Source organism: Prosthecobacter sp., from assembly GCF_044378005.1.
Taxonomy (GTDB): domain Bacteria; phylum Verrucomicrobiota; class Verrucomicrobiia; order Verrucomicrobiales; family Verrucomicrobiaceae; genus Prosthecobacter.
Genome location: NZ_JBILYB010000210.1, coordinates 1 through 7,652 on the forward strand (window position 1 = coordinate 1; position 7,652 = coordinate 7,652).

The 7,652-nt window shown below is 58.9% G+C and carries 9 protein-coding genes; 2 read left to right on the top strand and 7 right to left on the bottom strand.

Annotated elements, in window-relative coordinates:
* Both AC6FTP_RS24335 and rplU read right to left on the bottom strand, forming a co-directional pair.
* Positions 1–140, bottom strand: a 140-nt coding sequence (locus AC6FTP_RS24335; RefSeq protein ID WP_497209512.1) for a 50S ribosomal protein L27, incomplete at its 3' end; no start/stop codon positions are given.
* A gap of 38 nt (positions 141–178) precedes the next feature.
* The gene (gene rplU, locus AC6FTP_RS24340; protein ID WP_497209504.1) at positions 179–493 is read right to left on the bottom strand and encodes a 50S ribosomal protein L21; all 315 of its coding nucleotides are present in this window, start codon (positions 491–493) and stop codon (positions 179–181) included.
* Positions 494–707: 214 nt separating this feature from the next.
* Between rplU and AC6FTP_RS24345 the strand changes: the two genes are divergently transcribed.
* Positions 708–1,757 carry a hypothetical protein gene (locus tag AC6FTP_RS24345; RefSeq protein ID WP_497209505.1) on the top strand — a complete coding sequence of 350 codons (1,050 nt, stop codon included), beginning with the start codon at positions 708–710 and terminating at the stop codon, positions 1,755–1,757.
* Between the two features lie 6 nt (positions 1,758–1,763).
* On the opposite strand, the gene AC6FTP_RS24350 is transcribed toward AC6FTP_RS24345, so the two are convergent.
* From AC6FTP_RS24350 to AC6FTP_RS24370, 5 genes are all read right to left on the bottom strand, one after another.
* Positions 1,764–2,198, bottom strand: coding sequence for a DUF420 domain-containing protein (locus tag AC6FTP_RS24350; RefSeq protein WP_497209506.1), 435 nt, complete (start codon positions 2,196–2,198; stop codon positions 1,764–1,766).
* A 21-nt stretch (positions 2,199–2,219) separates the two neighbouring features.
* Positions 2,220–2,951, bottom strand: coding sequence for an SCO family protein (locus tag AC6FTP_RS24355; RefSeq protein ID WP_497209507.1), 732 nt, complete (start codon positions 2,949–2,951; stop codon positions 2,220–2,222).
* Between the two features lie 12 nt (positions 2,952–2,963).
* Positions 2,964–3,923 (bottom strand): heme o synthase, encoded by a 960-nt coding sequence (cyoE, locus tag AC6FTP_RS24360; protein WP_497209508.1) that lies wholly within the window; start codon positions 3,921–3,923, stop codon positions 2,964–2,966.
* A gap of 46 nt (positions 3,924–3,969) precedes the next feature.
* Positions 3,970–6,141, bottom strand: a complete 2,172-nt coding sequence (locus tag AC6FTP_RS24365) for a DUF1549 domain-containing protein (protein WP_497209509.1) — start codon at positions 6,139–6,141, stop codon at positions 3,970–3,972.
* A gap of 66 nt (positions 6,142–6,207) precedes the next feature.
* Positions 6,208–6,771, bottom strand: coding sequence for a hypothetical protein (locus AC6FTP_RS24370; RefSeq protein WP_497209510.1), 564 nt, complete (start codon positions 6,769–6,771; stop codon positions 6,208–6,210).
* A gap of 108 nt (positions 6,772–6,879) precedes the next feature.
* Between AC6FTP_RS24370 and AC6FTP_RS24375 the strand changes: the two genes are divergently transcribed.
* Positions 6,880–7,652 (top strand): lysophospholipid acyltransferase family protein (locus AC6FTP_RS24375; RefSeq protein ID WP_497209511.1); only part of this gene is annotated, 773 nt, incomplete at its 3' end.

Genomic DNA, 7,652 nt, shown 5'->3' on the forward strand with positions numbered 1-7,652 from the left:
GGGGTCCACTTCGTGCCACGCTGGCGGATGATGATGTTTCCGGCGATGACGACTTCACCACCATACTTTTTCACGCCGAGACGCTTGCTGTTGCTATCGCGACCGTTTTTGACGGAACCTTGACCTTTCTTATGAGCCATGAGTGTATTCTCCTGAGTAAGTGTTGAGGGGTGAAGAATTACGCGTTGATCGCAGTGACCTGGACGCGGGTGAGGGGCTGGCGGTGGCCTTTGGTCTTGTGGTAGCCTTTGCGCTTCTTGAATTTGAAGGCGGTGACCTTCTCACCCTTGAACTGGCTCAGCACTGTGGCCTGCACGGTGGCACCGACGAGGGTAGGAGCACCGATTTTGAGGTCAGCACCTTCGCCTGCGGCGAGGACCTGATCGAAGGACGCGGTTTCGCCTTCGGCGACTTCGAGTTTCTCGATGTCGAGTTTGTCTCCCACGGAAACTTTATACTGTTTGCCGCCGGTTTTGATGATTGCGTATGCCATAACTGTGACTTCTGAAGGGTGAAAATGCCGCTGCGAGCGTGGTCGAAACAAAAGCCCGGGCGGCAAGGGGCGTGGATAGTGCCATGAATCATTCACCCGGCAACCTGTTTTTTGTTTTCTCAAACTTGTCAGGTCCTTCCCCCCACGCCAAGGAGGGCAGATGTTCCGTGGCGCTCAACAATGGCTTCTTCCTTATCTGCAATTCCGCAGGCATTTGGCTCGGATTTTGCCGGACCAGTCGCTGCACGCCTGCGTCGCTGTTTGTGACCATTACGAGCCGCTTCATGACACCGATCTCGCCGGGGCTCAGCGTACCGTGGCCCATTGGCAGCAGGAGTGGCCCCGGATGGTGAATGATCATCGTGACAGTGCCGGACGCGGTCCGAGGCACTCCTTTTTCTTCCCCATCGAGCAGTATCAGCCCACCTTGCTGGCCTCGCTCGCGGACCTTTGTCACCAGACCGGCAGCGAGGTGGAGATCCACCTGCATCATGACAATGACACGGAGGCCACCGTCACTGCGAAGCTGGAGACAGGCGTGTCCGACCTCTCAAGTCACGGATTGCTGAGCCGCGATGCCGCTGGCCGGGGCAAATATGCCTTCATCCATGGCAACTGGGCGCTCGACAATTCGCATCCTTCGGGCCGCAAATGTGGTGTCTCCAATGAACTCACCGTGCTCAAGCGCACTGGCTGCTATGTGGACATGACCATGCCCGCCGCGCCAGATCCCTGCCAGACGAGCACGATCAATGCTGTCTATTATGCCCGCGAGGATGGTCTGCCGAAGTCGCATGATCGTGGGATAGCCGTTGAGGTGGGCCAAACGGCTGCTCTTCGAGACAAAGAGGACCATTTGCTCCTGCTCCAGGGGCCGCTCGGCCTGAACTGGCAGAGCCGGAAGTGGGGCCTGATCCCACGTTTGGAAAATGGCGATGCCTCGGGCAGCAATCCTCCCTCGATCGAGCGACTCCGCCTCTGGCTGGAGCTGTGCCCAAGAGTGAAAAACGGCGCACCGTGGGTGTTCATCAAGCTCCACACGCACGGCGGCGTCTCCAAAAACTACGACACGCTGCTCGGGAAGCGCATGCGCCGCTTCTACGCGGATCTCGCGGCCATGGCGTCGGCGATGCCGGGCTTCCATTATCACTTCGTCACCGCGCGTGAAATGGCTAATCTCGTTCACGCGGCGGAGGATGGAAAAACAGGCTCGCCAGCTGACTGGCTGGACTACCTGCACGCGAAACCGCCCGTGCTCGGCTGATGCGGATCAGGCCCGGATCGGCGGGCCATACCAGACGTAGCACATCAGATAAACGATGATGCCGGTGACGCTGACGTAGAGCCAGACGGGCACGGTCCATTTGGCCATGCGCTTGTGTTTGTCGAAACGCTGACGCAGCGCCGGAATGACGGTCATGATGATCAGCGGCACAGTCAGGATCGCCAGCGGAATGTGCGTGAACAAAATGGTGAAATAGATAGGCCGCGTCCAGCTTGGACCATCATACTTCACATGGCCGATGGTGTAATGGTAGAAGAGGTAGCAGCCGAGGAATGCGGCGGAGAACAGAAGCGCGATCACCATGCTGGCGATGTGCGCCTGCTTCTGGCCTTTCTTGATCAGGATGAGGCCGAGGATGATATGCACCAGAGCGGCAGCATTGAAGAGTGTGTAGAGTCCGGGGAGTTCAGCAGTGGTCATGAGGGAATCTGTCAGCGCGGTTTACTTCTTGTCCTTCTTCTGTTCTTCGAGGAAGTAGCGGAGTTCGTTGCGGATGAGTTCGTCGTAAAACTTTTGCGTGTCGGCGTCGCCGTTCATCACGTCGTAAAGGCCGCGCAAGTGTCCTTTATCGTCAATGATGGCCACGCGGAGATCGTGGATGTATTTGTCATCAGGCGTCAAGCGGTCGGCCTCAGGCAGATCCTGCACAGGGCGGAACTTGAGGGAGAAGGTCATGAAGTTCCGCACGACTTCCTTCTCACCATTGAGGAACCACCAGTTGTCCGTGTCCTTGATGTCGATGCCGCTGGCGAACTTCTTCATCATCTCGGGGGTGTCATCGGGATCGAGGGTGAAGGAGAGAAACTGGATGCCTGGATCAGCGCCAAACTCATCATGAAGCTTCTTCAACTTGGCGATTACCCCCGCGCAGCCTCGTGGGCAGCGGGTGAAGACCCAGGAGGCGATGAGGATTTTGCCCTTCAGTTCTGCCAGATTGACCTTCTTGCCACTGCGCTCGGTGAACTCCATGTCCTTTTCCAAGCGCCCCATCAACGGCGGGCGCTTGATCACCGTGCCATCGCTGAGCGTAATCATGTCGCTCTTGGCCTGCATCGAGTTGAAAATCAGGTAGTTGTACAGCACCACGACTCCGAGGCAGATCATGATGATCGGAATCCAGAGGGTCCAGGGATTGATCGTGCGGGGGGCGGGCTGTGTTGGGACGTCGGACATGAAGGGTGTGCTTTATTTCCAAGCCATTACGCTGACAATCAGAATGACGGGCAGATAAATGAGCGTTCCGAAGAAAAGACGGCGTGCGGTGGCGCGATCAGGCTGCTTTTGGAAACCGAGTGCCCGCTGGCAGAGCCAGAGGTTGAGCAAAAGAGCAGGGGGCAGGAAGAGCCAGGTTTTCACCAGACCGAAGGCCACGGGCTGAAACATCAGCGCCAGCATGGCGATGGACCAGGCGAGCGCATGTCGGGAGGTGCGGGCACCGAGTTCGTCGTCATTTGCCAGCATCACGAAGCCCCCGCGCACATATTCGTCACGATACATCCAGTTGATGGCCAGGAAATGGGGCAACTGCCAGAGGAACAGCAGCGTGAAGAGGTAGATGGCACCGGGTTCGATGAGCAAACTCCAGCGGAAGTAGGCATCTCCCACAGCTTCTGGACCTGCCGCACCCGCCCAGCCGATCAGTGGCGGCAAGGCACCAGAAACGGCCCCGACGAGCGTGTTCAGCGTGGATTGGCGCTTCAGCGGTGTGTAGATGAAAAGGTAGGTCGCCAGGGTCATGGCCGTGAGTGCTGCGGCCTCCATATTCACGCGATGTACGAGGTGGATGAGGCCCAGCGCGCTCAGCAGCCAGCCGATGCCAAAGGCCGCGCTCGGGCTGATGCGCCCCGCAGGCAGCGGACGATCCGCCGTGCGCTTCATGCGCGAGTCCGGCCCGATCTCCATGAGCTGATTGAAGACGGCGGAGCCAAAGGCTGCCAGGGTGCTGCCAATGATGGTGTGGATGAGCAGCCACAGATCCATGTTCGGGCCGGCTCGCAGCCAGAAAGCCACCAGCGTGGTCACGATGACGAGCGCGCTGAGGCGGAACTTCGTCAGCGCCAGCAGATCGCGCAGCGTAAAGGCGGAGTCGGCCTCCGGCTTGTTCCCGACGCTGGGTGATTCTGGCTGTGCGATCTCTTCTGGCATGTTCCACCGCTAGACGGCGGCTGCCGCTTTGCCAGCGGGGAGTTGCTCACTTGATGAAGATAAACTGCTGCGTGTTCAGCAGCGCGTAGATGAGGTCCTCCGCGCTGGTCAGGCCGGACCTTGTCCAGGCGGCTTTTTCCGCCGCTGTGGGCTGGCGGGAGAGCAGAGTCAAATAAATGGCCGACAGTTGCTCGTCTGGATACTTCGCGGTGGCCAGATTCAAGCTGAGCTGGGTGTGTGGCTTGAGGATGCTTTGGAAAAGCTCGCTGTTCATCAGAACCAAAGCTTGTGGCATGGATGCATCAGCATTGGAATTGTCGATGAGATCGCGGTCGCTCTGACCAAACTCGCGCAGGTAATGCCCGCGCGGGGCAGGGGAGTCCAGGTCAGCAGCACGGGGCCAATCGCGAGCATGGCCTTGGCGTGACTTGAGGAAGGCGGCGGTATCGGTGATGCCGAAACGGCGGGCCTCATCTTTGAAAACAGCATCGCGGGCATCTGCGGCGGCTTTTTCCTCGCGAGGGATGGCCTGATCGATGTCGTAGCCGGGCACGTCGATGTAGTCGCGGTTCTGGCCGGCCTTCTTGAGTTCTTCCAGCGTTGGCTTCCTCACGGGAATCGGCGGTGGGGCCGGTTTGCCGGTCTTTTTCGTGTAAAGCCGCGCCACGGCAGGAACGACGACATGATCGTGGATGCCCGTGCGCGCGACGAACTCGATGCTGCGGATTTCCAGGTTCAGCTTCTCGATCAGCTCCTTGTCCTTCGCCTTCTGGGCGGCGGTGTATTGCTCCCGCAGCGGATTGCTGCGTGCGGAGATGGCCTCGTAGCCTTCCGAAGCTTTGGCGGCTCCATCGAAGATCTCCTGCGCGCTGAGCAGATCCAGCGCATCGCTGAGTTTGCCGCGATACACCAGCTTTTTTGCCATTTCCGTGTCGATGCCCCTTCGCCGCGGCAGATCGGGCGTGGGATGGATCAGCGTGACGAAGCTGTCGTAAATCTGCTCTGCCGTCATGCGACGCAAAACGGGGCCGGTGAAGTGATAGACCTCGCCGAGCGCCGGCTCGGTTCGCGTGACTTCGTTTTGGTAAGCCCGCGTGTTGTAGAGCACCCGGAGGAAGGCTTTCACATCATAGCGGCTGGAGATCATCAGCTGTTCCAAGTGCTTCATCAGCGCTGGATTCATCGCCACGGTGCTGTCCATGAATTCATCCACGGGCTCGATCAGCCCGAGGCCGAAAACCTTCTTCCACAGGCGGTTCGCGATGACCGTGGTGAAGCGCGGATTCTCTGGTGAGGTCATCCAGTCGGCGAAGGTTTTCAAGTCTCCCGTCACGGTCTTTCCGAGCATCGTGGAGGGAGTGATGGCATCGTGGGGCTTCTTGTCCGTATATTGATAATCATGCGGCAGCTTCAGCACTCGCGTGGGCAACGCGGCCACTTTGCTGTAGCGCACGAAGTCGCCCAGGTTTTCCAGCACGCGGCCCATGTGACGCGTGGCCACGGCCATCTCGGGCTTCTTTTCCGCTGCACGTTTCAAATTCAGAACCGCTCCCTGTTCGCCGATGCCAGTGAAGTTCGTCTCCAGCGGATAAGTGAAGGCCGCCATCTGGTAGAACTGCATCTGCGTCCATTTGTCGAAAGGATGGTTGTGGCACTGGGCGCACTCGATGCGCGTCCCGAGAAAGACGCGCGTGGTGTTTGAGAGATTGTCCAGCGGCATGCCGAGGTCTCGCATGTAATAGCCGATGGCGGGATTGTCCCACACCTTGCCCTGGGCGGTGATCAGTTCGCGCACGAACTCGTCATAGGGCATGTTTTCGCGGATGCGCTTCTTTACATGCTCCAGGTATGGCTTCGAGGTCATGTCACCCTGCCCGCCATTCGCCCGCGACTGGATGCGCAGCAGGTCGGCCCAAAAGTGAAACAAGTGCTGTGCATAGCCCTCACTGGCCAGCAGTTGGTCGATCAGCTTCGCACGTTTGTCCTTCTCCGTGCTGGTCAGAAACGCCTGCGCCTCCTGCATCGTCGGGATGCGTCCGATGATGTCCAGATGCACCCGGCGGACGAAGGTTTCGTCACTCGCTGGAGGGTTGGCGGTGATTTTGTTCCTCTGCCAGTCCTGGGTGAGGATCGCATCGATCTGCTTTGACGCCTCGTTTGCTGAGGCAAACGAGCCAAGATTGCAGAGAATGAGGAGAGCGCGGGCGATGGTCATCATGAGGCGGGCAGCAAACGGCAGCGACCAGCCCCATTTATCCATGCGCGGCATTCATTCGCCCAGCCTCTACTCGCGCCAGAAATGCTTTCTCGCCGGATCACGGAAGGCATGTTCCAGGCTATTGAAGAGAGAGTTCAATCGTGCTTCCTCCTTCAGCACATACTCAACCGTGTGCGCATGGGTGGAGACGGGATAGGTTTTCACCACCTTTGGCTCCGTAAGCGTGGGGGAAATGCGTGCGGCTGCGTCCTGCACCATCTGGCGTGCTTTGTCGATGGCCTGCTGCCCCGCGGCGATGGTCCCGGAGCCTTCCAGTCTCACGGGTTCCAGGTAATAAAAGCGCACTGCTGTGTTCGAGCTGAGCGTCAAGTTCACCTCCACCACACGCGCTGCAGCATCAGCCACATACTCATGTTTAGAGAGGGCGATGATGTCCCGGCACTTCACGATGTAGCGTCCCCCCTTTAGCGAGCCGGTCCAGACACCATCCTGGAGGAACTCCTCCGGCACCGCATTGGCCTCCGTTGGGCCCGTGGTACCACTTGCCTGTCCTCCTCCCTGTCCTCCCTGCTGCGCGTAAGCGACGAGGCTAAACATTCCGAGAGAGGCGAGGAGTAGAAGGGTTTTCATAATGAATGACTCAGACTGCCAAACATCGCCTCATTTGTAAATCACTGAAGCTGATCGTGCTCCGAGGGTTGCCAGTCTTCCGCGAATGTGCCAACAAAGCCCTTCCACATGAGCAAATCCAACGACAACCAGCCTACGCGCTACGAACTCGCGCGTTACTGGCTAGTGTACCAGGCCTTCCTCGGCATGGAGGCTGTACTGAAGGTGCTACCGATCACACTCATCTGGTACATAGGGCGCACGCTGGGCACCGTCGGCTGGTATGTCGCCCCCAAATACCGCCGTCTCATCCTGAGCAATCTGCGCATCGCCTATGGTCAGGAAAAAGATGCTGAATGGCTCAGGCCGACAGGGCGGGAGCATTTCCGAAGCTTCCTGGCGAATATCTTCTCAGGCCTGAAATTCGCCACCATGACGCGCGAGCAGATCGAGGCGCGCGTCACACTTTCTGGCATGGACCACATGCAGGCCGCGTTGGATTTGAAGCAGCCCATCCTCGGCCTCGTCACCCATCAAAGTTGCTGGGAGGTGCTGAACAAGCTGCCCGGCCTTTGTTCCTTCGGCCGTCATGCCGGCGTGATTTACCAGCCGTTGCGCAATCCCTATATGGACCTGCATGTTCTGCGTGCACGGCAGAAGCATGGCTACGCCATCTTCAACCGCCACGAAGGCTTCATCGCTCCCATGAAGCACCTGCGGGATGGCGGCAGCCTCGGCATCCTCGTAGATCAGCATGCCGGTGATCAGGGCGTGTGGTCGCCGTTTTTCGACCGCCTCGCGTCCACCACGCCCGTCGCCTCCATGGTCGCTCTGCGTACGAAGGCCGTCATGGTCACACTGGCCGTTTATGACGACGGCCCCGCTCGCTGGCGTGCCGCTTA